The sequence below is a fragment of the Streptomyces sp. NPDC048566 genome, from assembly GCF_043199735.1.
GTDB lineage: Bacteria > Actinomycetota > Actinomycetes > Streptomycetales > Streptomycetaceae > Streptomyces.
Genome location: NZ_JBICWL010000037.1, coordinates 1 through 26,114, shown reverse-complemented (window position 1 = coordinate 26,114; position 26,114 = coordinate 1). Strand labels below are relative to the sequence as shown.

Sequence of the window (26,114 nt, the reverse complement as noted above, 5' to 3'; positions counted from 1 at the left end):
TATGCACTAGTGCAATGGAGGCCGCAATGCCGGAGACGACCACCCAGCCGAGGACACCGCGGCCCGCCGCCTACGCTCCGACCGACCGCACCGTCCCCACCCGCTCCCGGGAGCGTGCCGCGTACGACACCGCGCTGGTGCACTCGATACTCGACGAGGGCTACGTCTGCCACCTCGGCTTCGTCCGCGACGGTGCGCCGGTCGTGCTGCCGACCCTGTACGCGCGGGCCGGCGAGCGGCTCTACGTGCACGGCTCGACCGGGTCGCGTCCGCTGCGGATGGCGGGACAGGCCGACCCCGGCCTCGCGGTGTGCCTCACCGTGACGCACGTCGACGGACTCGTCCTCGCCCGGTCGGCCTTCCACCACTCGATGAACTACCGCTCGGTGGTGGTGCACGGCATCGCGCACCAGGTGACGGACCCCGACGAGAAGCGGGTGGCGCTCGACGCGCTGGTCGACCAGGTCGTCGCGGGCCGCTCGGCCGACTCCCGCCCCGCCAACGCCAAGGAACTCGCCGCCACCGCCGTGATCAGCCTCGACCTGAACGAGGTCTCGGCCAAGCTGCGCACCGGCGGTCCGAACGACGACGCCGAGGACCTCGGCCTCCCGTACTGGACCGGTGTGATCCCCGTGACCAGGGGACACGGCACCCCGGTCCCGGCGGACGACCTGGCGCCCGGCATCGGCCTGCCCGCCTATCTGACCTCCTGACCGCCTCACCGCGAGGGTCCCCGGCCGGGAGCACCCGGCGGGGGCGGTGACGCGGACGGCGCGGCGGCCGGGGAACGGGGTGCCCGCCTCCGCCGACCCTCCCCCGGCACCGCACGCCCCGCTCTCACACGAGCGCCGCGTCCCGTTCCGCCGCCGCGGCCCGTCCGGCGCCCGCGGCACGCGCCTCGGCCACCGCGAGGCCGCCGACCGAGCACAGCAGGAGCAGCGTGCCCGCGACGGTGGACGCGGTGAGCCGTTCGCCGAGCACCCCGACGGCGAGCACCGCGGCACTCACGGGTTCCAGCAGCATGATCACGGACACGGTCGCGGAACGGACCACGGCGGCGCCCGCGAAGAACAGGGCGTACGCGAGCGCCGTGGGCACGGCCGCGATATAGGCCAGCAGGGCCAGGACCTCGACGGGATGGGCCGAGCCGGGCGCCAGCCCCTCGGCGCACGCGAAAGGCAGCAGGCAGACGGCGGTGACGGCGAAGGCCCCCACGGTCGTGCCGGCTCCGCCGGCCCCGCCCTCGCGCCCCCAGCGGCGGGTAAGCAGCGTCATCGCCGAGTAGCCGGCCGCGGACAGCAGGGCGAGCGCCACACCCGAGGGGCGCACGGCCGCGCCCGCGTCACCGAGGACCAGCACCCCGAGCCCGGCGAGCGCGCCGAGGACGGCGGCGGCGCCGCCGCGCCCGAGCCGCTCGCCGAGCGCCAACCGGGCGCCGAGTGCGATGAGCACGGGGCCGGCGCCCAGGGTGACGACGGTCGCCACGGCGAGCCCCGTGGCCCCGACGGCGGCGAAGTAGGCCGTCTGGAAGACCGCGAGCCCGAGCCCCGTGAGACCCGTCCGCAGGGCCCTGGTGCCGAGCGGCGTCCGCACCTCCCGGTGGTCGGGGCGGCGCCGCGTCCGGGCACGTGCGGCGAGCAGCAGGGCGAGACCGCCCGCGCAGCGCCAGAAGGAGAGGGCGACCGGTCCCATCTCGCCGGCCCGGTAGACCAGCGACGCGGCGGCGCCCGCGGTGCCCCAGGCGGCACCGGCGGCGATCAGGTAGAGCAGGCCACGCCCGACGGGCAGGCCGGAGGCGGTGTGCGTGTTCGACACGTGTTCTCTCCGCGGAAGGTGGGGAAGGGACCACGTCGTCGCCCGCGCCGGGACGGCGGGCGTACGGGAAGGTCCTCGGACTGCTTCTGCGGGCAGCGCCGTGCCGCCCGGCGCGGGGCCGGGCCGGTCGGGGATGCCCGCCTCAGGCGGCCGGAGGCGGAAGTACGAGCGTCACTGGCACGATCCGCACACTAGCTGGCTAGACGGCCGTTCCGCGGGCCGACAACTCCCTTTCGGGGTCGCCGCCCGAACCGGCCACCGGCCCGTCGGAGGGCTTGGCCGGTGTGGACGACTGGGCGATGAACGCGCCGACCAGGACGATCGCGCCGCCGATGATCTGCGGTCCCGAGAGGTGCTCGCCGAGCAGCACCCAGGCGAGCACGGTGGCGACGACGGCTTCGAGGCAGGCCACCACTCCGGCGACCTGCGGGGAGAGCCTGCGGACCGACAGCACGCCGGTGACGTAGGCGGCGACCGTGGCGATCAGCACGATCCAGCCGAGGAGCAGCGCGGCGGGGACGGAGGTCCCGTCCAGGTCCGCCCGGCCGCCGAGGACGGACCAGTCCATGGTCCACGGGCGGGCGACGGCGGTCAGGACGCCGGTGCCGACGAGCAGTCCGTACGCGATGACGCCCAAGGGGTCCGGCGCCTGCGCCCCGGCGTCGCTGCCCTGGTCGGAGAGGACGAAGTAGCCGACCTGGCAGCAGGCGGCGCCGAGGGCGAGCAGGAGTCCCACGAGGTCGAAGCGCAGTCCCGACCAGACCTCGACGACGCACGCGAGTCCGCCGGCGGCGAGGACGACGCCGACGGCGGCGGCGCGGGTGACGGGCCTGCGCTGCACGAACCGCACCCAGCCGAGGACGAGCGCGGGGGCCAGGTACTCGACGAGCAGGGCGACGCCCACGGGAATCCGGGAGATGGCGGCGAAGTAGCAGGCCTGGACGCCCGCCACGGCGAGCAGTCCGAATCCGACGAGCAGGGCCGGCCGCCGCTTCAGCAGGGCGCGGTGCCGGACGGCCAGCGGCAGCATGGCGAGCGCGGCGCCCGCGACCCGGAGCCACACCACGTGCAGCGGGTCCAGCCCCGCCTCGATCAGCGGCTTGGCCGCGACACCCGATCCGCCGAAGGCGACCGCCGACACGAGGGCGAGGCCGAGGCCGAACCCCTTGCCGCCGCCCTGGCTCCCCTGAGACGTATGCACGGCCACATGATGACAGGCGATGACATGACCGTCACCCTCGATGGCACCTGTCTCAACGGCTGGACTCCGCCCGTGCCCGGCCCGGCGCCCCCGGGACGCCGACCCCGGCGTGCGCGAGGACCTCGACGGCTCGGGACCGGGGGTCCGCGACGAGTTGGGCGAACAGGTCGAGGCCGCGGGCGGGTCCGCCGCCGCGCACGTCCGCGTCCCGGCGCGCCCGCTCCATGGCGCCCGCCGCCGCGGGCGACCAGCCCGGGTCGGCGGCCACCGCGACCGCGCCGGAATCCTCCACGGTGCCCTGCCAGCGCAGCCCGTAGCCGATGCTGCGCTGCACCAGGTAGCCGAGGAGCCGGGCCAGTCGTCCTTCCTCGTCGAACAGGCCGCGCACCTCGGCGTCCGACTCCAGCAGCGAGTGCAGCAGGTGGGCGGTGTCGATCTGCCGGTCGCCGTCCCGCAGTGCCCGTCTTCGCGCACCCGCGACCACCGCAGAGAGTTCCGCGCCGAGACCGGCATCGTTGTCGGGGGGAGTCAGGCCACTCTCGGCGGACTGCCGGGGGATACGGGAGGACACACCCTCACCTCATCAGCCCGCGCGCGCCGGAACATCCCCGGCAGGCAGCATCCTGCCGTCCGACACAGGGTGGGCACGGCCGCGCGGGACCTCCTCCTTGCGGATGACTTCACGCCGATCCGCGGCGCACTCAGCGCGCCGTCTTGCCCGCTCCCCCGAGACCCTCGGCGGACGTCCGTGCCCGGCGGCCCGGCAGTCCACCGGTCCGTGGGGCCGTGGCGGCTGCCGCCGCCGTCCGCGACGCCGGCGCCACCCCGTATGCGGACAGGCGCCCCGAGGAAACGCTTCCGCGGGGCGCCGGCAGGTACCACGGCATGCCCTCAGCCCTCGTCGGCGAGGATCAGGTACAGCTTCTTGCGGGCTTCGTTGACGACCTTGAGCGCCTTGTCGCGCTGGTCCTTGCTGCCCGTCTTCCAGACCTGGCCGAAGGCCTCCATGAGACCGAATCCGGCCTGCCGGATCTCGTGCAGCGTCTCCCAGTCGACCCCTCGCCCGGCCTCCTCCCAGGGCGCGTCCGGCCCCTCCTCGGCCGCCGCGGCGCCCGGCTCGGTGAGCGAGAACAGCTTCTTGCCGCCCTCGGCCTCACTGGCGATGAGGCCCTCGTCCTCCAGCATCTGGAGGGTGGGGTACACCGAACCGGGGCTGGGCTTCCACGCCCCGCCGCTGCGTTCGGCGATCTCCTGGATCATCTCGTAGCCGTGCATCGGCCGGTCCTTGAGCAGGGCGAGGATCGAGGCGCGCACGTCACCGCGGCGCGCCCGCCCCCGCGGACCACCGCGGCCACCGCGCCCGCCCCACGGCCCGGGACCGAAACCCGGGCCGCCGAAGCCGGGACCACCAGGGCCCCCCGGGCCGAACGGCCCGAAAGCCCCGCGCCGCCCCTCGAAGCCGCCCCGTCCGCGACGGCCGGGCCCTCCGTGGCGCCCGTGTCCGTGTCCGTGCTCATGCTCGTATCCGAAGTCTTCTCCACGGGAACGCATCGCCATCACTCCATTCCATCGTTGATCGATCGCGATGCTTCAACGATATATCGGAAACGCTCGCGCGACAAGGCCGTCGCGGACGGGGCGGATGACCTGCGCCCATGGGTGTCGATCGCCCGCCCGTGCCGGTCGGGCATGGACCGTCCGCGGGGTCCGGGACGGGCTCGCCTCGGCCCCGGTCGCGCGGAGGCTCTAGGTTCGGACCATGCGGATACGTATCGTCGACGCCTTCACCGACCGGCCCTTCGCCGGCAACCCCGCCGGGGTCGTCCTCCTCGACTCCTTCCCCGAGGACACCTGGCTCCGGAACGTCGCCAGGGAGGTCAACCACGCGGAGACCGCGTTCGCCCACCCGCTCCCCGAGGGCGGCGAGGCCGACTGGGCGCTGCGCTGGTTCACCCCGACCACCGAGGTCGCCCTGTGCGGGCACGCCACGCTGGCCGCCGCCCACGTCCTGCACACCACCGGCGCGCACCGGGGGCCGGTCCGGTTCGCCACGCGCAGTGGCGTCCTCATCGCCACACCGGGCGAGGACGGTGGTGTCGCCCTCGACTTCCCGACCGCGCCGCTCACCGAGGTCGCCGTCCCCGAAGGTGTCGCCGAGGCCCTCGGAGCCGTTCCGCTGGCCGCCTTCGACACCGGCCCGAACCTCGGCGACCTGCTCGTCGAACTCGCCGACGAGCGCGCGGTCCTGGGCCTGGCCCCGGACCACCGGGCGCTCGCCCGCCACTCGGAACGCGGCGTCATCGCCACCGCCCGGGCAAGCGACCCCGCACGCGGGTACGACTTCGTGTCCCGGTGCTTCTTCCCCAACGTCGGTATCGACGAGGACCCGGTCACCGGCAGCGCCCACACCGCCCTCGCACCGTTCTGGTCCGAGCGCCTCGGCAGGCCGGCCCTCACCGGATGGCAGGCCTCACCCCGCTCCGGACGGGTGCGCACCGAACTGCGCGGGGAGCGGACGACACTCACCGGCCACGCGGTCACGGTCGTCGACGGCGAACTGCTGGCGTAACGGGACGGCGCGGGGCGGCAGGGGGAATGTCGCCGCGCGCCGGAGTGCCCTGTCGTCGTGGGCCCGGCGCGCCGCGCTTCCGTCGGGTCACGCCGTCGGGAGCCACCCCACCCGGCCCGCGAGCAGCGCGTATCCCACGAAGGCACCGATGTCGAGCAGCGAGTGCGCCACCACGAGCGGGCCGACCCGGCCCCACTGGCGGTACAGGTAGACGAAGAGGACGCCCATCGCCATGTTGCCGACGAATCCGCCGATGCCCTGGTAGAGGTGGTACGAGCCGCGCAGCACCGCGCTCGCGACCAGCGCGGCACCCGGCGTCCAGCCCAACTGCCCGAGCCGGCGCAGCAGGTAGCCGACCACGACGACCTCCTCCAGCACCGCGTTCTGCACCGCGGAGAGGATCAGCACCGGGAACTTCCACCAGACGTCGGGCAGCGCCTCGGGCACCACGGTCAGGTTGGCGCCGAACGCGCGGGCGGCCAGGTAGAAGGCGATGCCCGTGCTGCCGACGACCGCGGCGACCGCGGTACCGCGCCCGAGGTCCGGCCAGGGACGCGTGCGGTCGAAGCCGATCAGCCGCATGCCCCGGCCCTCGCGCATCAGCAGGTGCGCCACGAGCGCGACCGGCACCAGAGCCGACGCGATACCGAAGAGCTGCCAGGCCAGATCGAGCCACGGACGGCCCGGCGCCGCCGATGCGTTGAGGGTGGCCGCCTGGTCCTTCAGACCCCCCGGTTTGGTGACCGACCCGACAAAGCTGATCAGGGCGGACACTCCGCTCGCACCGAGCGACAACGCCAGGACGAGCACCGTCTCGTCCCGGAGGATTCGTCGCGTCAGCCCCTCCTGGGGAAAAGAACCGGCCACCGACCCCGCCTCCACCTGCACACCCGCCTCCACTTGAGTAATCCCGCCTCATCCCCATCTTCGCCCCGCTAGGGTCTCGAAAGAAGTTACGAAGATCGTGCGCGACAGGCCGTCGGGGGTCGGGCGCCGTACGGGGTGTCCTTCCCCTTCGCCTGTTCTGCGGTTGTCCCACGGCTCAGGCTCACCTGGGAGGGACCACACCGTCATGGGACGTCACAGCTTGCCCGACAGGCCCCGGGCGGGCGCCGCCGACCCCCGGGCCCGCGCGCGCCGCCGCACGGTGGCCGTCGCGGCCGTGCTCGTCCTGACCGGCGCCGGCGGCACGGCCGTCGCCGGCCGGGACGGGATGCTCTCCCTCGGTCACTCCTGCCGGGAGGACGCCGTGCGCCTCGCGGTGACCGCGTCGCCGGACATCACGCCCGCCCTGACGGCCGCGGCCACGTACGCCCGCGACCGGGGCATCACCTCGGACGGCCGCTGTCTCGACGTCCGGGTGAGCGCTCGCGACGCGTACGAGGTGGCCGACGCGCTGCGGGCCGGCAGGCCCGGCGGCACGCAGGTGTGGGTCCCGGATTCCGGACTGTGGGTGCAGCGGGTCGCCGCGTCCGCCACCGCGACGCGGGTCGCCGGCGCCGGCAACGTCGCCTCCACCCCGGTCGGCGTCGCGATGGTCCCGGCCGCGGCGAAGGCCCTGGGATGGCCGGGGAAGACCTACTCGTGGACGCAACTGGCCGGCGAGGAGACACAGGACGACACCCGCAGACTCGGCGCCGCCGACCCGGCGCGAAGCGCCACCGCCCTGCTCGCCCTGACCCGGATCAGCGCCGCCGCGTCCCGGACCGAGGACGGCGGCGTCCGGGCCGCGGCCCTGGCCAAGTCCCTCTCGCAGCGCGTCTCGGACAGCGACGCGGAGCTCCTCGACACCCTGCCCCGGGACGCGTCCGGAGCCGAACAGGGCAATCCGAGGCGGAACCAGGCGCTGGTCCTCTCCGAACAGGCGGCGTTCGCCCACAACGCGGCGGTCGGGGGCGGGCCGGGCGCCCTCGACCTGTTCTACCCCGCGGACGGCACGCCGCTGCTCGACTACCCCTACACACTCGTCGACGAGTCCGCTCTGACGACCGACCAGAGCCGGGCCGCCCTGCGGTTCATGACCCTGCTCGGCGAGCCGGCGCCGCAGAGCATCCTGCGCCGGTACGGCTTCCGCACCGAAGCGCAGCGGCCGTCCGCCGCCCTGGTCCGCGCGGCCGGCGGGCGCTCCCCGCAGCCGTACACCCGCACCGCGACCGGACCCGAGTCGGCGGCGGCCGTGCAGGAAGCCCTGGGCATGTGGACGATCACGGTGCAGAGCGCCCGGATCACCACGGTCGTCGACGCCTCGGCGTCGATGGGCGAGCAGGTGGGCGACACCGGCCAGACCCGTATGGACGTCACGAAGTCGTCGCTGCTCCAGGCTCTCGCCACGTTCACACCCGAGGACGAGATCGGTGTGTGGACGTTCGCCACGAAGCTCGACGGCGACCGGGACTACCGGGTACTGGTGCCGACCGCGCGGCTGGGCACCGCTCAGGGCGGCGGCACGCAGCGCGAGAGGCTGTCCGCCGCGTTCGGGTCCCTCAAGCCCGTGGCGGGCGGGGCGACGGGTCTGTACGACACCACCCTGGCCGCGTACAAGGCGGCCGTCGCCTCGTACGCGAAGGGCAGGTTCAACGCCCTCGTCGTCCTGACCGACGGCGCCAACGAGGACCCGGGCAGCATCTCGCGCTCCGAACTCCTCGCCGCGCTGCGGAAGCTGGCCGACCCGGAGCGTCCGGTGCCGCTGATAGCGATCGCGGTGGGCCCCGACGCCGACCGCAGGGAACTCGACCGGATCGCGAGGGCGACCGGCGGCTCCGGACAGCAGGTGACCGACCCGGCGCAGATCCACGCGGTGATGCTCAGGGCGATCATGGCGGCCGGTTCGGGCACTCCGGACTGACCGGACCGACCCGCGGGCGGTTCCGCGGCCCCGGCCCGGCCCCGGCCCGGCGACCGGTCACGGCGCGGCCCTCGGGGCCCGGTCACCAGCCGCCGTGACCGGCCGCCCGGGCCGTGGCCGGTCGCCGGGCCGGCTCATCCCAGCGGGACGGGTTCCAGGAGCCCGACCGGCCAGGTGTGCACCGGGTCGCCGAGGTGCATGAGTTCGCCGTAGCGCCGGGTCGTCGCGGCCAGCGCGGCGTCCCGCCCCAGGCCCTTCTCCAGGGCGCGGTGGAAGGTGGCCGCCTGCCAGGCCGCGCCGTTCATGCGCAGGCGGCACCGGTCCTCGATCACACCGAGGTACAGGTCGCGATCGGCCGGTTCGATACCCCACGCGTCCAGGCCGGCGGAGGCCAGCGGGAGGAGTTCGTCGCGGACCAGTGTCACGGCGTCCACCTCGGTGGTGCCCCCGTGCCGGCCGCGCCGCGGCCACATCAGGCGGGCCTCGATGCCGTGCTTGCAGGCCGCGTCGAAGTTGGCGGCGGCGGCCTCGAAGGGCATCCGCGTCCACACGGGCCGGGACTCCTCCGCGAGCGCGCGCACCAGCCCGTAGTAGAAGGCGGCGTTGGCCACGACGTCGGTGACGGTCGGACCGGCGGGCAGGACCCGGTTCTCGACCCGGAGGTGCGGAACGCCGTCGGCGATGTCGTACACGGGCCGGTTCCACCGGTACACGGTGCCGTTGTGCAGGACGAGTTCGGCGAGCCGGGGCACACCGCCGGCGTTCAGGACCGCGGCCGGGTCCTCGTCGTCGCAGATGGGCAGCAGCGGCGGGAAGAACCGCAGGTTCTCCTCGAAGAGGTCGTACGCCGAGGTGACCCAGCGTTCGCCGAACCAGGTGCGGGGCCGCACCCCTTGCGCCTGGAGTTCGGGCGGGCGGGTGTCGGTGGACTGCTGGAAGAGCGGGGGCCGCGACTCGCGCCACAACTCGTGCCCGAACAGGAAGGGGGAGTTCGCGCCGACCGCCACCTGCGGGGCGGCGACCACCTGCGCCGCGTTCCACACGTCGGCGAACCGCCCCGGGGTGACCTGGAGATGCAGTTGAACGGAGGTGCAGGCGGCCTCGGGCGCGATGGAGCCGGAGCGGCACACCAGGCGCTCGACACCGTCGATGTCGAGCGGGAAGTCCTCGCCGCGCGCGGCCACGATCTGGTCGTTGAGCAGTGCGTACCGGTCGACGGCCGACAGGTTCGCGGAGACCAGGTCGTCCTGGCCGAGTGTCGGCAGGATTCCTATCATCACGATGCCCGCGTCGACCTCGCTCGCCTTTCTGTGCGCGTACGCGAGGGAGGTGCGGAGCTCCTCGGCGAGCCGGTCGAATACCCGGCCGCCCAGCCGGTGCGGGGCGATGTTGACTTCCAGGTTGAACATGGCGAGTTCTGTTTGGAAATCACGGCTGGCAATCCGCTGAAGCACTTCCGCATTCATCATTCTCGGCAGGCCGTCGGGCCCGGCGAGATTCAGTTCGATCTCCAGACCCATCAGGTTCTTCGGCCGATCGAACCGCTTCTCCTTCAGCAGCCTCTCCAGCACCGTCAGACACTGCCGGAGCTTGTCCCGGTGGCGCTGTCGGTCGCTCAGGTCGAACGACCCCGCCACGACCTTCTCCCCCATCGCGATGTCCCTCCTCGGCTGGGCCGACCGGCGCTCCGGCGGCGTCGGCGTCCCGGGTACGGAGGATGATGCCCCGGCAACGCGATCCATAACGTCCCGCGCCGGCCCTTCGGCCGCTACCCTGGGACCGGATTCCCCGGGCACATTCACGAGGCATGCGGCAATGAGCAAGTTTACCGCCCGCATGATCTCGTGAAAAACGCCGACGAGTATCGGCCGACCGCTGAGCGCGAACAATACGAGGTCACTCCGTGGGACGGCGGCGCGGAACCGGGACGAAGCGCGCTTTTTCGCGACCGAATAGTGCCTTGCTCTTCATATGCGCGACGACTAGCCGAAACATCGCATGAACACGTGTCGTATAAACTCCGCTACCGAGGCAGAGAGTTCGCGCTCGCGGTCGAGGTCCTGTCGTCACCGTGACGACGACAGGCGGCATTCCTGTCGGCGGATCGAGACCCACGCCCCTCTGACCCGAGAGCTGACAGCGCCGTCCGCCCCCGCCCTCGCGCCACCGTGCCTGTCGAATGAGAGGCGACCCACCATGCCGCTGCACGTACCCCCGGCTCCCGCGCCCGCCCTGCGCACCGTCCTCACGGCACTCGGTTCCCCCACCGCCGTCCGTGAAGCCCGTACCCCCTCCCTGCGCCTGGCCCAGGGACCGATCACCCCCGAGGTCCCCCTGCCGGTCCACGTCCTGGACCGCATCACTCCTGCCGGCGCCTCCGCCACCCGGCTCGCCGGCTGGCGGTTCCTGCTGCGCAGCCAGGGACGTTCGGTGGCCGCGGCCGACACCATGCTCACCGCCGACGGCTGGGCCTTCTCACGCTTCTTCGAGGGGCCCTACATCGCCGCCACGGAACACGCTCTGGGGCAGGCGGAGACCCTACAGCAGCCCTACCAGGCCCGCCTGCTGTCGATTCCGGAGCTGTACATGCTCGCCCTCTGGCTGCACGGGGACACCGCCGCCGACGGCGCCGACGGCCATCCCGCGTCCGCCGACCTCCTCGTGCCGCTGGCCCCCGCGCCCCCCGGCATCGCCGCGCACTGCCCGCACCGTGTCGCCGAACTCCTCCCGGTGATCACCCACCGGGTCACCCCCGTCGCACCCGTCACCCCCGGCCCCCTGCTCGGCTCACCCGCCTGACACCACGCCCCGTGCCCCGCGACCGCCCGCCGGTCGCGGGGCACACCGCTGCCCGGCGGCCGATCGCTCATCGGGGCGGCACCACGCTCGTACGAGGCGGAACGTCCCGCGGACCCGACCGGACTAGCCCTATCCGGCCACCGCGAACCACCCGAAGGGACGGCCCAGTTGGGCTGAACCGTCCGCTCGGGTGATGCGTCATGAACCTGTGAGAAGCGGTGCCGTCAAATCCCTGCGGATCGACGCCCGTAGGGCAACACTGGGTTCCAGACCACACATCAACGGGGGAGCGGCCATGAGTGCACCGAGCCGCGGAACAGACACCACAGCCATCGCAGACCTCTCGACCCAGCGAAAGATCCCTTCCATGTGCCAGCACCAGCCGCCGTGCCCGTCAGCCGCGTCCGCCGACCGGGAGTCCGCCCGTCTCGTGGCGCACCACCCCGAGCAGGGATGGAGCCTGCTGTGCAACGGCGTTCTGCTCTTCGAGGACACCGGTGAGCTCCTGCCGGACGGCCGGATCATCGCCCCGCACCGCCCGCTGGGCAGCGCCACGGTGATGACGGCCGCCTGAGCCGGCACACCCGGCAGGACGCATCAGGGGCCGGTGCGGAGCCTTGCGCTCCGTACCGGCCCCGACGCCTGCCCGCGGGGTGTCACCGTCCGCAGGCGCCCGCGTACACGGCGGTGATCAGTCCTCGTAGGCGTCCAGCGGGGGGCAGGAGCAGACGAGGTTGCGGTCGCCGTAGGCCTGGTCGATGCGGCGGACCGGCGGCCAGTACTTGTCGGCCGCCGAGACCCCGGCCGGGAAGACGGCCTCCTCCCGGCTGTAGGCGTGCTCCCAGTCCCCGCTCAGCGCGGCGGCCGTGTGCGGCGCTCCGCGCAGCGGGTTGTCGTCGGCGGTCCACTCACCGGAACCGACCTTCTCGATCTCCGCGCGAATCGCGATCATCGCGTCGCAGAACCGGTCGAGTTCACCGAGGTCCTCGGACTCGGTCGGCTCGATCATCAGCGTCCCGGCCACCGGGAACGACATCGTCGGCGCGTGGAACCCGTAGTCGATCAGCCGCTTGGCGATGTCGTCCACGCTGACCCCGGTCGCCTTGCTCAGCGGGCGCAGGTCGATGATGCACTCGTGCGCCACCAGATCCCCGGGGCCCGTGTAGAGCACCGGGTAGTGGGGCTCCAGGCGGCGGGCGACGTAGTTGGCGGACAGCACGGCCACCTGCGTGGCCCGCTTGAGGCCCTCGCCGCCCATCAGCCGGACGTAGGACCAGGAGATGGGCAGGATGCCCGCCGATCCCCAGGGCGCGGCGGAGACCGGACCGACACCGGTCTCCGGGCCCGCCTCGGGCTGGAGCGGGTGGTTCGGCAGGTACGGCGCGAGGTGGGCGCGCACTCCGACCGGTCCCACACCCGGACCGCCGCCACCGTGCGGGATGCAGAACGTCTTGTGCAGGTTCAGGTGCGAGACGTCGCCGCCGAAGTGGCCCGGCTTGGCGAGGCCCACCAGGGCGTTCAGGTTGGCGCCGTCGACGTAGACCTGGCCGCCGGCCTCGTGCACCCGGGCGCAGATGTCGGCGACGTGCTCCTCGAACACACCGTGGGTCGAGGGGTAGGTGATCATCAGCACCGACAGCTCGTCGCGGTACTGCTCGATCCTGGCCCTCAGGTCCTCGACGTCGATCTCGCCGTCGTCGGCCGTCTTCACCACGACCACCTTCATGCCGGCCATCACGGCGCTCGCCGCGTTGGTGCCGTGCGCGGAGGACGGGATGAGACAGATCGTGCGCTGGTCGTCGCCGTTGGCGCGGTGGTAGCCGCGGACGGCCAGCAGACCGGCCAGCTCGCCCTGCGAGCCCGCGTTGGGCTGGAGCGACACCTTGTCGTAGCCGGTGACCTCGGCGAGCTGGTCCTCCAGCTGATGGATGAGCGAGAGGTAGCCCTGGGCCTGCTCGGCGGGCGCGAAGGGGTGCAGCTGCCCGAACTCCGGCCAGGTGACCGGCTCCATCTCCGTGGTCGCGTTGAGCTTCATCGTGCAGGAGCCCAGCGGGATCATGCCGCGGTCGAGCGCGTAGTCGCGGTCGGAGAGCCGGCGCAGGTAGCGCAGCATCGCGGTCTCGGAGCGGTACTGGTGGAACACCGGGTGGGCGAGGTAGTCGTCCCCGCGCAGCAGCGCCGCCGGCAGGGTGTCCTCGGCGCTCGCGTCCAGCGCCTCGACGTCGCCGTCGACGCCGAACGCGGTCCACACGGCGGCCAGCTGCCCGCGCGTGGTCGTCTCGTCGCAGGAGATCGACACGTGGTCGTCGTCGACGCCGTGGAGGTTGACGCCGAGGCCGCGGGCGGCCTCCACGACCGCGGCGGCGCGGCCCGGCACCCGCACGGTGAGGGTGTCGAAGTACGCGCCGTGCACGACCTCGACACCGCCGGCGGTGAGCCCGGCGGCCAGGACCGTGGCGTAGCGGTGGGTGCGCCGCGCGATGGTCCGCAGACCGTCGGGGCCGTGGTAGACGGCGTACATGCCGGCCATCACGGCGAGCAGCACCTGCGCGGTGCAGATGTTGCTGGTCGCCTTCTCGCGGCGGATGTGCTGCTCGCGGGTCTGGAGGGCGAGGCGGTAGGCCTTGTGTCCGTCGGCGTCCACGGACACGCCGACCAGCCGGCCGGGCAGGCTGCGGGCGAACTTCTCGCGCACCGCCATGTAGCCGGCGTGCGGCCCGCCGAAGCCCATCGGGACGCCGAAGCGCTGCGTGGTGCCGACGGCGATGTCGGCGTCCAGTTCGCCGGGGGAGGTCAGCAGCGTGAGGGCCAGCAGGTCGGCCGCGACGGTGACGACCGCCCCCAGCGCGTGCGCCTGCTCGACGAGCGGCTTGATGTCGCGTACGGCACCGGAGGCGCCGGGGTACTGGACGAGTACGCCGTTGATCTCCCGGTCGGCGAGGTCGGCCGGGATGCCGTCGCCGAGGTCGGCGACGACGACCTCGACGCCGGTCGGCTCGGCCCGGGTTTGGATGACGGCGATGGTCTGCGGCAGCGCGTCCGCGTCGACCAGGAAGAGGCCCTTCTTGTTCTTGCCCATGCGGCGGGACAGCGCCATCGCCTCGGCGGCGGCGGTGCCCTCGTCGAGCAGCGAGGCGCCCGAGGTGGGCAGTCCGGTGAGTTCGGCGACGACGGTCTGGAAGTTCAGCAGGGCTTCCAGACGGCCCTGCGAGATCTCCGGCTGGTAGGGGGTGTAGGCCGTGTACCAGGCCGGGTTCTCCATGACGTTGCGCAGGATCACCGGCGGGGTGAACGTGCCGTAGTAGCCGAGGCCGATCATCGACCCGAGTACCTGGTTGCGGTCCGCGAGCGAGCGCAGCTCGTCGAGCACCTCGGCCTCGGTCCGGGCGGCCGGCAGGTCCAGCGCGTCGACGTTCTTGATCACGTCGGGCACCGCGGCGGCCGTCAGCTCGTCGAGGGAGCCGTAGCCGACCTGCGCGAGCATCTTGGCCCGGGCTTCGGAGTCGGGCCCGATGTGGCGCTGCTCGAAGGGGATGCCCTGTTCGAGCTCGGAGAGCGGAATGCGGGGGGCGGTCATTGCGGAGGCCTCCTGGTCTGACGCGACCTTCGAGGGGTACCCCGGCACGGGTACCCCGACGGCCTCCCCCTCTGTCATCTCAACCTGAGAGCTTCACCGGTCCGTGCGCTGACGTCCCGGCTTTCACCGTCGGTGAGAGCGGAAGCCCGTGGCGCCCGCCCTGCTTTCCAGAGTGACCTCGTCCGTGCGGTACGTGAGCCTGAGAGATTCCGGGGAGGATTTGCTCCTTCGGCGCCTCCGGTGGCGTCCGGAGGACTCTCCCGCACGGGATCAGCGGCCATCGCCAGCCTACCAGCGGGGACAAGACGCCTGCTTTCGAGTGGCCGCCCATCCGAATGTGCTCTTTTGTAGTGCTTACGGATGTAGTGCTTACGGATGAGTTTGCGACCACGAGGAGGGACCGTGCAGACCGACATCGATCCGCGCAACCTGATCGGCCGCAAGGCGTTCGACCGCAAGGGCACCAAGATCGGCACCATCGACGAGGTCTATCTCGACGACGCGACCGGGGTCCCGGAGTGGGCGGCCATACGCACCGGGCTGTTCAGCAGGGACGCGTTCGTGCCCCTGGAACCCAGCGAGATCGTCGAGGGAACCCTGCGGATCCCCTTCGACCGCGCGCTCATCAAGGACGCCCCCGACTTCGGCGTGGGCCGGCACCTCTCGCCCGAGCAGGAACTCCAGCTCTACCACCACTACGGGCTCGACGTCGCCTCCCCTCCCCCGCCGCCGGACCGCGACTTCGGCCGGCTCGCGGGCTCCGAGGACGCCTGACGGCCGCACTCCGGGAGCGGCGCCGGGGCCACCGGACCGCGGCCGGGAGCGCCGGTTCCCGCCGTCCCCTCGGCGACCTCCCCGGCCGCCCGCCCGTGGTCTCCGGACACGGGCGACCGCCCCGGCCGGACCAGCGGGAGGGGATCGGCCGGTTCCAGCCGCGAGTCGTCCGTCCGGAAGGTCCGGACCCGGCCGGGCTCCGAGTACGGCGTCTCGAAGCGGACCGTGACCCGGCCCAGGCCGCTCCCCTGCACCCATCCGTGCCCGAACTCGGCGTGCCGGACGTCGTGCCCCGCGGGCCAGCGCCGCTCGGCCGACGGCTCCCTCCCGCCCGCCGGGCCGGCGTCCGCCTGCCCCTCGACCGGCGGTCCTCCCGCCGGCTCCACCGCCGCCGGGGCCTCGGCCGCGGCCTCGGCGTGGATCTGCCGCGCGTGGGCCTGGGCGAACAGGTCCTCCTGCGTGTAGTCGGCGAGCCCGGAGACCCCGACGCCGAGCAGCCGCACACCTCCGGTCGTGTCCACACCGTCCAGCAGCCGCGCGGCGGCCTCCCGGACGACCCCGGGGTCGTCCGTGGGGCCGCGCAGCGTCTCGGACCGGGTCAGCGTGGAGAAGTCGAACCGGCGCACCTTCAGCACGATGGTGCGGCCCGAGAGCCCGGCCCCGCGCAGCCGCCCCACACAGCGGTCGGCCAGCCGCTGCACCTCCAGGCCCACCCGGACCCGATCGTGGATGTCCACGTCGTAGGTGTCCTCGACGGACACCGACTTCGTCTCCCGCTCGGACACCACGGGCCGGTCGTCGTGCGCCAGCGCCATCGCGAACAGCGCGTGCCCGTGGGCCCTCCCCAGCAGCCGCACCAGCTCGTCCTCGCCGGCCTCGGCGATCTCCCCGACGGTGGTGATCCCGGCGCGGCGCAGATGGTCGCCGGTCGCGGGCCCGACCCCCGGCAGGGTCCGCACGGACATCGGCCCCAGCAGCTCCCGTTCGGTGCCCGGCTCGATCAGCACCAGGCCGTCCGGCTTCGCCTGCTCCGAGGCGATCTTGGCCAGCATCTTCGACCCGGCGAGCCCCACCGACCCGGTGAGCCCCGTGACGGCGCGGATGTCGGCCCTCAGCCGTACCCCGGCCTCGCGCGCCGAGTGCGCGTCCCGGGCCGCCCCACCGGCCTCCAGGTCCACGAACGCCTCGTCGAGGCTCAGCGGCTCCACCAGCGGCGACAGGGCCCGCAGCAGACCCATCACCTGCTCGCTGATCTCCCGGTAGAGAGCGAAGCGCGGCACCAGATACGCGGCGTTCGGCGCCCGGCGTCGCGCCTGCGCCATCGGCATCGCCGAATGCACCCCGTACACCCGCGCCTCGTAGGAGGCCGTGGCGACGACCCCGCGCGGTCCCAGCCCGCCCACGACGACGGCCTTCCCGCGCAGGCTCGGCTTGGACGCCTGCTCCGCCGAGGCGAAGAAGGCGTCCATGTCGAGATGCAGGATCGTCGGGGCGCTTCTCACGTGTCCGATGCTGCCCCATGCCACTGACAACGCCCCCGGCGACGCCGGGGGCGGGATGCCGGTACGGGGAGCGCGCTCACACGGCGCGGTTGCGCCTGCGGGCCAGCTCGTCCGCGGGATGGTGGGCGAGGAGGGTCTCGCCGGTGTCCACGCGCTCTCCGTGGAGCTGCGACAGGGCGCTCTCCACATCCCGCCAGACCACCCCCACGGCGATGCCGAACACGCCCTGGCCGCCCTGGAGCAGCGCGTGGACCTCGTCGGGCGAGGTGCACTCGTAGACCGTCGCGCCGTCGCTCATGAGCGTCATGCGTTCGAGGTCCTGGAAACCGCGCTCTCTGAGGTGCTGGACCGTGGTGCGGATGTTCTGGAGGGAGACCCCGGTGTCCAGGAAGCGCTTGACGATCTTCAGGACCACCACGTCGCGGAAGCTGTAGAGCCGCTGGGTCCCCGACCCGTAGGCGGGCCGCACGCTGGGCTCGACCAGGCCGGTGCGCGCCCAGTAGTCGAGTTGCCGGTAGGTGATGCCCGCCGCGGCGCACGCCGTGGGGCCCCGGTATCCGACCTCGTCGGGAACGGCCCCTCCCTCGTCGGACACTGCCGCCGGCCGACGCGGAGCGTGATCGGCCGCGCTGCCATGAAGCGGGTACGGGCCGCTCTCCCCCAGACCGCGTCCGGGAGCACCCCCAGCCGTACCGTCGCCGCTGCTTCTCACGCCGACCTCCGTCCTTGACCTGCCTTCTCGACGGTAGGCAGTCACCAGGGGCGCGTCAACGATCGCCACACTCGGCACGCCGGGTGATAATCACCCAACGAGTGGTTTGTCGTGTCCTACCGCGGGGAAAGGCTAGCCGAATGCGCTCGGCGCGGGCCGCGCCACACCCCACGCGCCGCGGGCAAATGCCGCCGGGAACGCGCGGGGCTCACGGCGTCACTGGCTGTTGGTCCCGAAGTCCTCGGGCGAGATCTGGTCGAGGAACTCGCGGAACTTCTCCACCTCGTCCTCCTGCTCGTCCGGAATCGCGATCCCGGCGTCGTCCAGGACGCCGTCGCTGCCGTAGATCGGCGTGCCGGTGCGCAGGGCGAGCGCTATGGCGTCGGAGGGACGCGCGCTGACCTCGACCCCGCTGGCGAACACGAGCTCGGCGTAGAAGACGCCCTCGCGGAGGTCGGTGATCCGCACTTCCGTGAGCTCCTGGCCGACCGCCTCCAGCACGTCCTTGAACAGGTCGTGGGTCAGCGGTCGAGCGGGGGCCATGCCCTGCTGGGCGAAGGCGATCGCCGTCGCCTCCCCCGGCCCGATCCAGATGGGGAGGTAGCGGTCGCCTCCCACTTCACGCAGAAGCACGATCGGTTGGTTGGAGGGCATTTCCACCCGGACACCTACGACATCGAGCTCGTTCACACAGCAACCCTAGGCCGTGCCCGGGACGTTTGGGTAGTCGGGCACAGAACGGGTGCCCGATCCGCCACCCCCGCGGGCGCCCCCGATCAGGGAAGTCGTACGCCCAGCGCGGTCTGCACGAGCGCCGCGTGCAGCTTCACCGTGAGCCCCGCCAGCTCCTTCGTACGGGCCTCCGCGTGCGCCCGCGTCTGCGGATTGCGATGCCGCCGCAGCGGAGCCACCACCTGGTCCACGAGGCCGGCGTCGCGCTCGGCCGCCGCCTTCATCGCCCTGAGGTGGCGCGGTTCGATCCCGAAGCGCCCCAGCTCGACGACGAGGGCGGCCACGGTCACCGCCTCGGCGTCGTACACGCCGTCCGGCAGGGGCCCGATCAGGCCGTAGGACTCCCACTCCGCGAGCTGCTGCTCACCGATCTCGGCGGCGGCCAGCAGTTCCGCACGGCCGACCCGGGCCGCGGTGGGCTCCTGTGGCTCTCCGTAGAGCTCCGCGGAGGGCGCCTCCTCCCCCGAGCCGCGGGGACGGCCCACGGCGGGCAGACGGACCCGCTCACCGCGCTCCAGGGCGTCCAGGTGCTCGCGGATCACCTTGAGCGGGAGGTAGTGGTCACGCTGCATCCTCAGGACGTGCCCGAGGCGCTCGACGTCACCGGCGCTGAACTTGCGATACCCGGAAGGGGTCCGCCGCGGCTCGACGAGCCCCTCCGACTCCAGAAATCTGATCTTGGAGATGGTTACTTCGGGAAACTCGTCGCGGAGCACGCTCAGCACCGCGCCGATGCTCATCAGACCGCTGTCCGCGGCGGTGCCGCTGCCGGCACCGCCGCTCGGTGTTTGAAGCATGGACATTCCCTCGGTGTCCCCCCGGACGGAGTTGGGGGAGGGTCAGACGCCCAGCTGGCTCGCGTAGAACACCAGCCGGTACTTGCCGATCTGCACCTCGTCACCGTTCGAGAGCGCGACCTGGTCGATGCGCTCCCGGTTGACGTACGTACCGTTGAGGCTGCCGACGTCCGCGACGGTGAACGACCCGTCCGTCCCGCGCCGGAACTCCACATGACGGCGCGACACGGTCACGTCGTCGAGGAAGATGTCGCTCTGCGGATGACGCCCGGCCGTGGTCAGGTCGCTGTCCAGCAGGAAGCGACTGCCCGAGTTCGGACCGCGGCGCACCACCAGGAGGGCCGAGCCCAGCGGCAGCGCGTCGACCGCCGCCTGCGCCTCGGGCGACAGCGTCGGGGACGGCGTCTGCCCCGTCACCTCGGCGTCGTAGGCCTCGATACCGGAGATCGAGATCGTCGACGTCGTCTCGGAGGGGCGCTCGGCGCCACCTCGCAGCGGAGCTCCGCAGTTGGAGCAGAACCGGCTGTTCTCCGCGTTCCGGTTCCCGCACCTCGTACACACCAGCGCCGACATGGACGGATCCTCCTGCCGCGGCTGCCCACCGGGGGCTTGGGACGCATACGGGTCGGAGGCGAACCCTCCACCCGAGCTTGAGGCTGACGGTTCCCCGAAACCTATGCGGCCGGACTGGGCAGGGTCAACAGACGACGCGCCCTGACCACCGGCATCGCCGACCTGGTCCCGGAACAGCGGGCGGTCGCCGCTCTGGGCGTCCGCACCCTCCGCCTGGCGCGGTGCACGGTGACGGGCGGTCGCGTTGTCACCGCTGCCCTCTCGCGTGCTCTTGCCGAACAACTTCGCAAACAACTTCACGGGCGATTCCCCTTGACCGAAACAGACCCGCCCGTGGGGCAGGACGAACACTGATTGAACACACCGGTCGACCCGGACATCCTCACAACGTCCGTATCCACCAGACAGTTTCCACCACGCACCACCCATTCGGTGCGTCGACCCCCCGCAACCTCATGCCCTCGCCCGGCCGACCTCATGCGCCCCACCTCACGGGGAGGACGACCGAGCGTAGTCAGGCCGCTCCGCCGGTCGCAAGGCGTCCACGACGATCTTCGTCGACCGCTCCACCGCGACCGTGGCCTGCTCCTTCTCCAGCGTCTGCACCACGCCTCCCGGAATGTTCAGCGCCGGCTCCAGATCCTGCGGCTTGCCGATGACCTTGAAACGATACGGCTGGGCGATCTTGTTCCCGTCGACCTTCACCCCGCTCCCGGAGTCGGCCAGGTAGGTCCCGGCGACCACACGCACGCCGTTCACCTGGATCGCCTCCGCACCGGCGGCGCGCAGCTCCTGGATCGCGTCGAGCAGCATGTCCGCCTCGACCGTCCCCTTCGTGTCGTCGATCGACAGCGTGATGCCGGGCCCCTGGGCGGCCACGGTGCCCGCGAGGATGCCGAGCTGCTTCTCCTTCTCGACCGTCTGCCGGCGGGCCTCCTCGGCCTGGTCCGAGCTGTTCTCCAGCTCGGTCCGCTGGTCCTCCAGACCCTGCTTCTCGTCTTCCAGACGCTGCGTGCGGTTGTCGAGTTCATCGAGGATGCGTACGAGATCCTCCTGGCGTGCGCCGCGCAGCGCGCTGTCCCCGTCGCTGTTCGACGCCACCTGGACGGCCAGACCGAAGCCGAGTCCGAACAGCAGCACGGCGACGATCAGTTGGGCGCGCGACACGCGCGGCGGCCACAGCCCCTCGACCAGTCGCCGCCGGCCCGCCGACGACGGCCTGGCGCTCGCCTGCGCCGACTCCGCTCCGGGAGCCTGCGCGGACGCGGCGGGCACCTCTTCCGGCAGTTCCCTGCGCAGGGGGTTGCCGGGCGCTGCGGGGGCTGCCGGCGTGTCGGGCGTCCCGGAGGTCTCGGGCGTCCCCGGGGTCTCGTCACCGTTGCTCATCGGCCTCACGCCCGGAAGACGTGCCGCCGGATGGCGGCGGCGTTGGAGAAGATGCGGATGCCGAGCACGACCACCACACCCGTGGACAACTGGGCGCCCACGCCCAGCTTGTCGCCGAGGAAGACGATCAGCGCGGCGACGACCACGTTCGACAGGAACGAGACCACGAACACCTTGTCGTCGAAGATGCCGTCCAGCATCGCCCGCAACCCGCCGAACACGGCGTCGAGCGCCGCCACCACGGCGATCGGGAGGTACGGCTCCACCACCGCCGGAACCTCGGGACGGACCAACAGTCCAGCCACGACTCCCACGACGAGGCCCAGTACGGCGATCACGATGTGCCCTTCTCTGTTCTCGGCTCTGCTGTACGTACGATCACACTCGGTGCGGCCGACAACCGGACGTCGTCCTCGGCGGAAATCCCGGTCCGGATGCCGTAGTTCTCCTCCAGGGCATGCAGATACAGCCCGTCGGCACTGTCCTGGAAGCGGGTGGCGAGCCGCTTGCCGTCCCCCACCGCGAGCACCGTGTACGGCGGCACCAGCGGCTTGTTGTCGACCAGTATCGCGTCACCGGCGGCGCGGATCGCCGACAGGGCGGTCAGCCGCTGTCCGTTGATGGAGACCGCCTCGGCTCCCGACTCCCACAGCCCGTTGACCACCCGCTGCATGTCCCGGTCCCGCACGCGTCCGGTGTCGGAGAAACCGGACGTCTCGCGAGGGTTGGTGCCGTCTCCCCCGGTGCTGGCCTCCTTGGCGTCGTTCACGACGAGCTTCACGCCCGGACCGTGTACGGCGACGGCACCCGACAGGATGCCGACCAAATCGGCCTGCTTGTCTCCGGTCGTCTTCAGCGCCTCGCGCTGGCGTGCGTCGACCTCGGCCCGCAGGGTGTCGACGTTGTTCTCCAGCTTGTCGGCGGACGCCGACTCCCGCTCGATGCGGTCGATGAGTTCCTGGCGCTCCTTGGCGACGACGGGCGCCGCCAGTCGCGCGTTCGCCGCTCCCACCGTGACCACGAGCCCGGCCAGGACCAGGCCGGCGGCGAGACCGAGCTTCGCCCGCACCGTCTTGGGGAGCCCGCCGTCGCCCGCGGACCGCTTGCGCGCCGCGGCCTCGGCGTATCCGTCGTCGAGGCTGTGGTCCATGACATTGGTGAGCAGCGACATGGAGGCGTCCGGGCGCGGGGGGCGCGGAGCGCTGCTCCGAACGGGGGGCTGCTGCGGCATGCCGCACATCGTCGCACGCCGCGGGTACTACCTCCGAACGGCCCCACCGGCGTGCCGGACAGGCCCCTTTGAGGGCACTTGTCCGACACGCACGGGTGAAGCTCGTTTCAGCGGCCGGCGCTGTCCACCACGGCCGCCCACTCATCGAGCAGCGCCTCGGCGGAGGCGTCGTCCGGGCCCTCGGCCCACAGGTGCGTGACGGCTTCGGCGGGGTCGGGCAGCACCATGACCCAGCGCCCGTCGGCCTCGACCACACGCACCCCGTCCGTGGTGTCCACGGACCGGTCTCCCGCCTCTTCCACGACCCGGCGCATGACCAGTCCCTTGACCGCCCACGGGGTCGCGAGATCCCGCTTCAGGACGTGCGCCCGCGGGATCCGCGCGTCGATCTGGCTGAGCGTGAGCTGGGTCCGTGCGACCAGGCCGATGAGCCTGACGAACGCGGCCGCGCCGTCGAAGACGCCGCTGAACTCGGGAATGATGAACCCGCCGCGACCGTCGCCTCCGAAGATGGTGGCGTCCTCCCGGCCGACCCTCGTCAGGTCGTCTGGGGACGTCGTCGTCCACTCCACCTGCGTACCGTGATACGCCGCGACCTGTTCGGCGATCCGCGTCGTGGTGACGGGCAGTGCCACCCGGCCGCTGCGCCGCTCCGCGGCCACCAGGTCGAGCATGACGAGCAGGGCGCGGTCGTCCTCGACGATGCGGCCCTTCTCGTCGACCAGCGAGAGACGCTCACCCACCGGGTCGAACCGGACACCGAACGCGGCGCGCGCCGACGCGACGATCTCACCGAGCCGGACCAGTCCGGCCCGCCGCGTCTCCGCGGTCTCCGTCGGCCGCGACTCGTCCAGACCGGGGTTGATGGTCAGCGAGTCGACGCCGAGCTTGCCCAGCAGGCTGGGGAGCACCAGGCCCGCACTTCCGTTGGAGGCGTCGACGACGACCTTGAGACCGGATTCGGAGATGCCGGTGGTGTCGACGTTGCGCAGCAGCGACCCGGTGTACGAGTCGAAGACGCTCGCGGGGAAGTGCAGATCGCCGATCTCGCCGGGGAACGCCCGGCGGTACTCCTGGCGGGAGAACACCCGGTCCAGCTTCCGCTGCCCGGCCTGCGAGAGGTCGGCGCCCTGTTCGTCGAAGAACATGATGTCGACGGAGTCGGGCACTCCGGGGGTCGTGCGGATCATGATGCCGCCGGCACTGCCCCGGGCCGTCTGCTGGCGGGCCACCGGCAGCGGTACGTTCTCCAGGTCGCGAACGTCGATGGCGCTGGCCTGCAGGGCCGAGATCACCGCCCGTTTCAGGGCGCGGGCGCCTCGGGAGTGGTCCCGCGCCGTGGTGACGGTGGACCCCTTCTTCAGGGTCGTGGCATAGGCGCCGGCCAGCCGTACGGCGAGTTCCGGGGTGATCTCGACATTCAGGATGCCGGACACACCGCGGGCGCCGAAAAGGTTCGCCTGGCTGCGGGACTCCCAGATCACCGACGTGTTGACGAAGGCGCCGGCCTCGATGGTCTTGAAGGGATAGACCCGGACGTTGCCCTGGATGATCGATTCTTCGCCGACGAGGCACTCGTCGCCGATCACGGCGCCGTCCTCGATCCGCGCGGCTCGCATGATGTCGGTGTTCTTGCCGACGACGCAGCCGCGCAGATTGCTCTGCTGCCCGATGTACACGTTGTCGTGCACCACGGCCCGGTGGACGAAGGCGCCGCTCTTGACGACGACGTTGGAGCCGATCACCGTGTGCTCACGGAGTTCCGCGTTCGCCTCGACCTTGGCGTAGTCACCGATGTAGAGCGGCCCGCGGAGTTCGGCGTCGGGGTGGACGTCCGCACCCTCGGCGACCCACACGCCCGGCGATATCTCGAAGCCGTCGATCTCCACGTCGACTTTGCCTTCGAGGACGTCCGCCTGGGCCTTCACGTAGCTTTCGTGGGTGCCGACGTCCTCCCAGTAGCCCTCGGCGACATAGCCGTAGATCGGCTTGCCTTCCTTCATCAGCTGGGGGAAGACGTCGCCGGACCAGTCGACGGAGACGTCGGCCTCGACGTAGTCGAAGACCTCGGGCTCCATGACGTAGATGCCCGTGTTGACCGTGTCCGAGAAGACCTGGCCCCAGGTCGGCTTCTCCAGGAAGCGCTCGACCTTGCCTTCCTCGTCCACGATGGTGATGCCGAATTCGAGCGGATTGGGCACACGCGTCAGACAGACGGTGACGAGTGCACCCTTCTCCTTGTGGAAATTGATGAGTTCGGTGAGGTCGAAGTCGGTGAGGGCGTCACCGGAAATGACGAGGAAGGCGTCGTCCTTGAGCGCCTCTTCGGCGTTCTTGACGCTTCCGGCGGTACCGAGTGGCTTCTCCTCATTGGCATAGGTCAACTCCATGCCGAGCTCTTCGCCGTCACCGAAGTAGTTCTTGACGAGGGAGGCCAGGAACTGCACGGTAACGACGGTCTCGTTGAGACCATGCCTTTTGAGCAGCCTGAGCACGTGCTCCATGATCGGGCGGTTCACCACGGGCAGGAGCGGCTTGGGCATGCTTGAGGTCATCGGGCGAAGGCGTGTGCCTTCGCCGCCGGCCATCACGACGGCCTTCATGTCGGAAGCGTCCTCCTCTAAGAGACGACGGTACAGCCGACTTCACCCGTCCTGATTGTCCCGCAGTTCCCGGGCGGGGGCCATCGGGGCGTTCCGGAAGCCGCCCCTCGGGGGGCCGAGCTCAATCGGTCACGGTGTCCGCTCGGACGAGCCGGCGGACCTGCACCATGTAGAGGACTCCTGCCCACCAATAGAGGGTTGTACCCCACCCGGCGAACGCCCATCCGAAAATGGCTCCGACTGACGCGATCCAACCGCTGGCATCGCTGAGCAGCAACAACGGGAAGGCGTACATGAGGTTGAAGGTGGCCGCCTTCCCGAGGAAGTTCACCTGCGGCGGCGGATAACCGTGGCGCCGGAGGATGCCGACCATCACGAGCAGGACGAGTTCGCGCGCCAGGAGTGTGGCCGTGAGCCAGAGGGGGAGGATTTCGCGCCAGGTGAGACCGACGAGCGTGGAAAGGATGTAGAGCCGGTCGGCCGCGGGATCCAGCAGCCGGCCGAGGCTGCTGATCTGGTTCCAGCGCCGGGCGAGCTTGCCGTCCAGGTAGTCGCTGATGCCGCTCAGCATGAGGACGAGCAGGGCCCACCCGTCGCTCTTGGGGCCGCCGAACTCCGGCCTGAGGATCAGCCACAGGAAGACGGGGACGCCGACGAGGCGCGCCATGCTGAGGATGTTCGGGATGGTGAGGACCCGGTCCGTCTGGACACGGGTCTCCTGGACCTCCACCCGGGGGCCTCCTGTGGTGAACGAGCCGACGATGCCCCCTGACCTTACCCGCAGCGTCGACGTACCCGAGCAGAGGGGTGGAGGCGTCGGCGAAAACGCTCCGGGAATTCCTCCGGAAAACAAAAAAGCTCCGGCTCTCAGGGAAAGATCCCTGAGAGCCGGAGCTCTAAATTTAGTTCGGCGGCGTCCTACTCTCCCACAGGGTCCCCCCTGCAGTACCATCGGCGCTGTAAGGCTTAGCTTCCGGGTTCGGAATGTAACCGGGCGT

The 26,114-nt window shown here is 71.8% G+C and carries 23 protein-coding genes, 1 rRNA gene and 1 riboswitch; of the genes, 6 read left to right on the top strand and 18 right to left on the bottom strand.

Annotation, left to right across the window (positions count from 1 at the left end; translation table 11 throughout):
• Nucleotides 1-26 precede the first annotated feature (26 nt).
• On the top strand, nt 27-713 hold the full coding sequence (locus ACGFS9_RS31135) for a pyridoxamine 5'-phosphate oxidase family protein (protein WP_393257945.1): 687 nt from the start codon (nt 27-29) through the stop codon (nt 711-713).
• A gap of 124 nt (nt 714-837) precedes the next feature.
• On the opposite strand, the gene ACGFS9_RS31130 is transcribed toward ACGFS9_RS31135, so the two are convergent.
• The 4 genes from ACGFS9_RS31130 to ACGFS9_RS31115 all read right to left on the bottom strand — a co-directional run bounded on the left by ACGFS9_RS31130 (nt 838) and on the right by ACGFS9_RS31115 (nt 4,567).
• The gene (locus ACGFS9_RS31130) at nt 838-1,815 is read right to left on the bottom strand and encodes a DMT family transporter (RefSeq protein WP_393257943.1); all 978 of its coding nucleotides are present in this window, start codon (nt 1,813-1,815) and stop codon (nt 838-840) included.
• A gap of 199 nt (nt 1,816-2,014) precedes the next feature.
• On the bottom strand, nt 2,015-3,022 hold the full coding sequence (locus ACGFS9_RS31125; RefSeq protein WP_393257941.1) for a DMT family transporter: 1,008 nt from the start codon (nt 3,020-3,022) through the stop codon (nt 2,015-2,017).
• A 46-nt stretch (nt 3,023-3,068) separates the two neighbouring features.
• On the bottom strand, nt 3,069-3,587 hold the full coding sequence (locus ACGFS9_RS31120; RefSeq protein ID WP_393257939.1) for a Clp protease N-terminal domain-containing protein: 519 nt from the start codon (nt 3,585-3,587) through the stop codon (nt 3,069-3,071).
• 320 nt (nt 3,588-3,907) lie between these two features.
• Nucleotides 3,908-4,567, bottom strand: a complete 660-nt coding sequence (locus tag ACGFS9_RS31115) for a PadR family transcriptional regulator (protein ID WP_393257937.1) — start codon at nt 4,565-4,567, stop codon at nt 3,908-3,910.
• A 208-nt stretch (nt 4,568-4,775) separates the two neighbouring features.
• Here ACGFS9_RS31115 and ACGFS9_RS31110 point away from each other — a divergent pair, with 208 nt between their 5' ends.
• Nucleotides 4,776-5,585, top strand: coding sequence for a PhzF family phenazine biosynthesis protein (locus ACGFS9_RS31110; protein WP_393257934.1), 810 nt, complete (start codon nt 4,776-4,778; stop codon nt 5,583-5,585).
• A gap of 87 nt (nt 5,586-5,672) precedes the next feature.
• Here the strand turns inward: ACGFS9_RS31110 and ACGFS9_RS31105 are convergent, their stop codons facing one another.
• The gene (locus ACGFS9_RS31105; protein WP_393257932.1) at nt 5,673-6,473 is read right to left on the bottom strand and encodes a CPBP family intramembrane glutamic endopeptidase; all 801 of its coding nucleotides are present in this window, start codon (nt 6,471-6,473) and stop codon (nt 5,673-5,675) included.
• A gap of 184 nt (nt 6,474-6,657) precedes the next feature.
• Here ACGFS9_RS31105 and ACGFS9_RS31100 point away from each other — a divergent pair, with 184 nt between their 5' ends.
• A complete protein-coding gene (locus ACGFS9_RS31100) occupies nt 6,658-8,430 on the top strand; it encodes a substrate-binding domain-containing protein (protein ID WP_393257930.1) in 1,773 nt (590 codons plus the stop codon).
• 134 nt (nt 8,431-8,564) lie between these two features.
• Here ACGFS9_RS31100 and ACGFS9_RS31095 read toward each other — a convergent pair whose 3' ends face one another.
• The gene (locus ACGFS9_RS31095) at nt 8,565-10,082 is read right to left on the bottom strand and encodes a glutamate--cysteine ligase (RefSeq protein WP_393257927.1); all 1,518 of its coding nucleotides are present in this window, start codon (nt 10,080-10,082) and stop codon (nt 8,565-8,567) included.
• Nucleotides 10,083-10,626: 544 nt separating this feature from the next.
• Between ACGFS9_RS31095 and ACGFS9_RS31090 the strand changes: the two genes are divergently transcribed.
• Together ACGFS9_RS31090 and ACGFS9_RS31085 are read left to right on the top strand one after the other, a co-directional pair.
• The gene (locus tag ACGFS9_RS31090) at nt 10,627-11,229 is read left to right on the top strand and encodes a hypothetical protein (RefSeq protein WP_393257925.1); all 603 of its coding nucleotides are present in this window, start codon (nt 10,627-10,629) and stop codon (nt 11,227-11,229) included.
• 367 nt (nt 11,230-11,596) lie between these two features.
• A complete protein-coding gene (locus ACGFS9_RS31085; protein ID WP_393257922.1) occupies nt 11,597-11,803 on the top strand; it encodes a DUF5999 family protein in 207 nt (68 codons plus the stop codon).
• 117 nt (nt 11,804-11,920) lie between these two features.
• Here ACGFS9_RS31085 and gcvP read toward each other — a convergent pair whose 3' ends face one another.
• Entirely contained in the window at nt 11,921-14,806 is a 2,886-nt protein-coding gene (gene gcvP, locus ACGFS9_RS31080; protein WP_393257919.1) for an aminomethyl-transferring glycine dehydrogenase, read from the bottom strand.
• Nucleotides 14,807-14,983: 177 nt separating this feature from the next.
• Nucleotides 14,984-15,079: riboswitch (glycine riboswitch) on the bottom strand.
• Nucleotides 15,080-15,208: 129 nt separating this feature from the next.
• Between gcvP and ACGFS9_RS31075 the strand changes: the two genes are divergently transcribed.
• Complete coding sequence (locus ACGFS9_RS31075) at nt 15,209-15,580, top strand: PRC-barrel domain-containing protein (protein WP_393257916.1); 372 nt, start codon at nt 15,209-15,211, stop codon at nt 15,578-15,580.
• On the opposite strand, the gene ACGFS9_RS31070 is transcribed toward ACGFS9_RS31075, so the two are convergent.
• The 11 genes from ACGFS9_RS31070 to rrf all read right to left on the bottom strand — a co-directional run.
• Nucleotides 15,502-17,082, bottom strand: coding sequence for a DNA polymerase IV (locus ACGFS9_RS31070; RefSeq protein WP_393257913.1), 1,581 nt, complete (start codon nt 17,080-17,082; stop codon nt 15,502-15,504). The two genes, ACGFS9_RS31075 and ACGFS9_RS31070, sit on opposite strands and share 79 nt — an antisense overlap.
• A 76-nt stretch (nt 17,083-17,158) precedes the next feature.
• Nucleotides 17,159-17,794: a MerR family transcriptional regulator gene (locus ACGFS9_RS31065; RefSeq protein WP_393257910.1), complete on the bottom strand. Its 636-nt coding sequence runs from the start codon at nt 17,792-17,794 to the stop codon at nt 17,159-17,161.
• A gap of 216 nt (nt 17,795-18,010) precedes the next feature.
• Nucleotides 18,011-18,484 (bottom strand): bifunctional nuclease family protein, encoded by a 474-nt coding sequence (locus ACGFS9_RS31060; RefSeq protein ID WP_006123076.1) that lies wholly within the window; start codon nt 18,482-18,484, stop codon nt 18,011-18,013.
• A gap of 86 nt (nt 18,485-18,570) precedes the next feature.
• On the bottom strand, nt 18,571-19,323 hold the full coding sequence (locus ACGFS9_RS31055) for a MerR family transcriptional regulator (protein WP_393257907.1): 753 nt from the start codon (nt 19,321-19,323) through the stop codon (nt 18,571-18,573).
• Nucleotides 19,324-19,365: 42 nt separating this feature from the next.
• The gene (locus ACGFS9_RS31050; RefSeq protein WP_393257904.1) at nt 19,366-20,325 is read right to left on the bottom strand and encodes an FHA domain-containing protein; all 960 of its coding nucleotides are present in this window, start codon (nt 20,323-20,325) and stop codon (nt 19,366-19,368) included.
• A 60-nt stretch (nt 20,326-20,385) separates the two neighbouring features.
• Nucleotides 20,386-21,282 (bottom strand): DUF881 domain-containing protein, encoded by an 897-nt coding sequence (locus ACGFS9_RS31045; protein WP_393257902.1) that lies wholly within the window; start codon nt 21,280-21,282, stop codon nt 20,386-20,388.
• 5 nt (nt 21,283-21,287) lie between these two features.
• The gene (locus tag ACGFS9_RS31040; protein ID WP_003988855.1) at nt 21,288-21,620 is read right to left on the bottom strand and encodes a small basic family protein; all 333 of its coding nucleotides are present in this window, start codon (nt 21,618-21,620) and stop codon (nt 21,288-21,290) included.
• A complete protein-coding gene (locus ACGFS9_RS31035) occupies nt 21,617-22,522 on the bottom strand; it encodes a DUF881 domain-containing protein (RefSeq protein WP_393257899.1) in 906 nt (301 codons plus the stop codon). Before ACGFS9_RS31035 ends, ACGFS9_RS31040 begins: the two co-directional genes overlap by 4 nt.
• Before the next feature lie 98 nt (nt 22,523-22,620).
• On the bottom strand, nt 22,621-25,116 hold the full coding sequence (locus ACGFS9_RS31030) for a sugar phosphate nucleotidyltransferase (RefSeq protein ID WP_393257897.1): 2,496 nt from the start codon (nt 25,114-25,116) through the stop codon (nt 22,621-22,623).
• A 121-nt stretch (nt 25,117-25,237) separates the two neighbouring features.
• A complete protein-coding gene (locus tag ACGFS9_RS31025) occupies nt 25,238-25,846 on the bottom strand; it encodes a CDP-alcohol phosphatidyltransferase family protein (RefSeq protein WP_393257894.1) in 609 nt (202 codons plus the stop codon).
• Between the two features lie 175 nt (nt 25,847-26,021).
• Nucleotides 26,022-26,114: ribosomal RNA gene (rrf, locus tag ACGFS9_RS31020) — 5S ribosomal RNA — on the bottom strand; the annotation flags it as partial.

What these genes read in the sequence shown, in the direction of transcription:
- ACGFS9_RS31035 (WP_393257899.1), bottom strand. Translation starts at nt 22,522, where the DNA reads ATGTGCGGCATGCCGCAGCAGCCCCCCGTTCGGAGCAGCGCTCCGCGC.
- ACGFS9_RS31135 (WP_393257945.1), top strand. Translation starts at nt 27, where the DNA reads ATGCCGGAGACGACCACCCAGCCGAGGACACCGCGGCCCGCCGCCTAC.
- ACGFS9_RS31085 (WP_393257922.1), top strand. Translation starts at nt 11,597, where the DNA reads ATGTGCCAGCACCAGCCGCCGTGCCCGTCAGCCGCGTCCGCCGACCGG.
- ACGFS9_RS31055 (WP_393257907.1), bottom strand. Translation starts at nt 19,323, where the DNA reads ATGCTTCAAACACCGAGCGGCGGTGCCGGCAGCGGCACCGCCGCGGAC.
- ACGFS9_RS31115 (WP_393257937.1), bottom strand. Translation starts at nt 4,567, where the DNA reads ATGCGTTCCCGTGGAGAAGACTTCGGATACGAGCATGAGCACGGACAC.
- gcvP (WP_393257919.1), bottom strand. Translation starts at nt 14,806, where the DNA reads ATGACCGCCCCCCGCATTCCGCTCTCCGAGCTCGAACAGGGCATCCCC.
- ACGFS9_RS31030 (WP_393257897.1), bottom strand. Translation starts at nt 25,116, where the DNA reads ATGAAGGCCGTCGTGATGGCCGGCGGCGAAGGCACACGCCTTCGCCCG.
- ACGFS9_RS31045 (WP_393257902.1), bottom strand. Translation starts at nt 21,282, where the DNA reads ATGAGCAACGGTGACGAGACCCCGGGGACGCCCGAGACCTCCGGGACG.
- ACGFS9_RS31110 (WP_393257934.1), top strand. Translation starts at nt 4,776, where the DNA reads ATGCGGATACGTATCGTCGACGCCTTCACCGACCGGCCCTTCGCCGGC.
- ACGFS9_RS31100 (WP_393257930.1), top strand. Translation starts at nt 6,658, where the DNA reads ATGGGACGTCACAGCTTGCCCGACAGGCCCCGGGCGGGCGCCGCCGAC.
- ACGFS9_RS31095 (WP_393257927.1), bottom strand. Translation starts at nt 10,082, where the DNA reads ATGGGGGAGAAGGTCGTGGCGGGGTCGTTCGACCTGAGCGACCGACAG.
- ACGFS9_RS31090 (WP_393257925.1), top strand. Translation starts at nt 10,627, where the DNA reads ATGCCGCTGCACGTACCCCCGGCTCCCGCGCCCGCCCTGCGCACCGTC.
- ACGFS9_RS31050 (WP_393257904.1), bottom strand. Translation starts at nt 20,325, where the DNA reads ATGGGTGGTGCGTGGTGGAAACTGTCTGGTGGATACGGACGTTGTGAG.